Genomic DNA, 2,289 nt, shown 5'->3' with positions numbered 1-2,289 from the left:
GCGCAAATTACGTGCCAAAGCGAGGGAAGTCATCTGGGAAATGCGGGATAAAAGACTTCTTCCCCGTCATACAAAAACTGACTCAATCGCAAGACGAAGAGATCTCCTGGCAGGCGAAATATCTCGTTAAAAATTTTGAGGATCACGTTGGTATTGGTTTCAAATCAAGACAGACCAAAGTATACCCTGATCCTGGTGAAAGAATGAATGCAGTCGTGGCCTCATTTTCTGCTATCCAGAATTTGCTGCGCGATTCCTTCTCCTTTTTATCTCTTGCATGAATCGCTATGATTTCGGATCTTAGATATGAGATATCAAAAATCCATTGATGGTTGAAAAACAAATGGCTTTATTACGCACTTTTTTTCGGGAGACTTTCATGCTTGGCAAGTGGTTCTGTGTGTTATGGATTGCTGTGTGCTGCCTGTCTGCCGCCGCAGCAGATCCAAAGTCGAAAGCAGTCTATGACGCCGGTGATCGGGTGCAGTTATTTGTGGACCGCAGCGTGATCGATCAGGTACAGAGGCTGACGTTTACACAGCATCCCGGAAAAGAAGATCCTAAGAATCCGATTCTTGTTGCAGATCAACCTTGGGAAGGATGGCGATTATCCTTGTTTGGCGATGTGCTCTGGGATGAACAAGAGCAGCTGTTTAAGATGTGGTATCGTACCAATTATGTGACTCAGCCGGACTATCCAAAAAACGAACCGATGACGCATGTGATGTATGCGACCAGCCGAGATGGAATCGTTTGGGACAAGCCTTTGATCGGTTCTACGAACCGCGATGGTAAAAAAATCAATAACATGATTAGTGGCCCCGGTTTGATTGATTCACCGAGCGTTTTCAAGGATCTGAAAGACCCCGATCCACAGCGCCGGTACAAGATGATCGCTTTTCTTGTGTATCCCAAAAACGCAGAGAATCCCCTGGGGAGACGTCGGGGTTACCACCTGTTGACTTCACCTGACGGCTTTCAATGGAAGGCGGTCGCTGATCGGCCATTTGCACCACATTGGGATGTGATTAACGCGGTCTGGGATCCGTACCGCCGTCTTTACATTGCCAGCTTCAAGCATCATACGGAAGAATGGATGGGCCACAAACGGCGACTGTTTTACACAACGACCAGCAGTGATTTTATGAATTGGTCGAAGCCAGTGTTGACGTGGACTGTGGACAAACGCGATGACGAAACCAGCATTCAACGGCTGGATGAGGTACGTGCCATGCTGGATGTACCCGATGACCCGGCATTAATGCGAACCGAATATTATGGCATTTCGTTCTATCCACATGATAAGTCTCTCACATTAGCCTTTCCTCAGATTTTTACAGTGAACAACAATGCTCGATATGGTAACCAGGAAGGCGTCAACGAAATACAGTTGGCGTTCTCGCGCGATCTCCACAAGTGGCAAAGACCGTTTCGTACTCCGATTCTTGTCAGGGGACCTAAGCCACAGGACTGGAATAGTGGTTGGTACTCAACGGCCTGCCATGCCCTCCGCGTCGGAGATGAAGTGCGGCTTTATTATGCCGGTTCAAACTACTTGCACGGGACACCGGCCCTGTATCGATTGCGGAATCCAAAAACCGGAGAAAAGTATGGAAGAGGTACGAAATACACGGGTGCGATTGGCCTGGCAACCTGGCAGTTAGACCGATTTGTATCTGTAGATGCCTCGGATGCGTCGGGTACATTGACGACAGTGCCCCTGCGTATTCAAGGTGATCGTCTTCTGATCAACGCGCGCACAAAAAAGAGCGGCAGCATTACTGTAGAGATTTGTGATGATCAAGGGCAGCCGATCGCTGGCTTCAAAAAGTCTGATCCTGTGCAAGGCGATCATATTCGGCATGCCATTACTTTCGAAGGGCAGCCCGATTTATCTGGTTTAGCAACTGGTCCGGTTGTACTTCGGTTTTCAATTAACGATGCAGAACTGTTCAGCTTTGGATTCAAGTCGGTAGAAGCTAAGTAAGGATGGGATTGTTAAATAGACTTCTGGTTTCAGAGAGTACGTAGTGCGTTGACTCTTTTGTGAATTGACAACGCGTGTTGTCTTCTCTACTTCGCTCTTGCCATGAGTGATGGATATTCATGTCTGTTGCCTGAGTTACATCGGGTAGAATCTCAGTTCATGCGGTGGTGAGGCCGACGTTGTTTTAGGATTTACTACCACAAAAAGCACAAAAAGCACAAAAAGCACAAAAAGCACAAAAAGCACAAAAAGCACGAAAAGCACGAAAAGCACGAAAAGCACGAAAAGCACGAAAAGCACGA

General features: G+C 47.3%; 2 protein-coding genes. Both read left to right on the top strand.

Annotation, left to right across the window (positions count from 1 at the left end):
- Window positions 1-281: hypothetical protein (locus tag Q0668_RS11550; RefSeq protein WP_298864534.1), on the top strand; the 281-nt coding region annotated here is incomplete at its 5' end.
- Between the two features lie 47 nt (window positions 282-328).
- Window positions 329-1,987, top strand: a complete 1,659-nt coding sequence (locus tag Q0668_RS11545) for a hypothetical protein (protein WP_298864532.1) — start codon at window positions 329-331, stop codon at window positions 1,985-1,987.
- Window positions 1,988-2,289: the final 302 nt, after the last annotated feature.

The sequence above is a fragment of the uncultured Gimesia sp. genome, from assembly GCF_937910335.1.
GTDB lineage: Bacteria > Planctomycetota > Planctomycetia > Planctomycetales > Planctomycetaceae > Gimesia.
Note: the sequence above shows the minus strand (reverse complement) of the source record. Positions and strands in the feature narration are given on the sequence as shown.

Excerpts from the sequence above, each read along its gene's own strand:
- Q0668_RS11545 (WP_298864532.1), top strand. The coding sequence starts at position 329 with ATGGTTGAAAAACAAATGGCTTTATTACGCACTTTTTTTCGGGAGACT.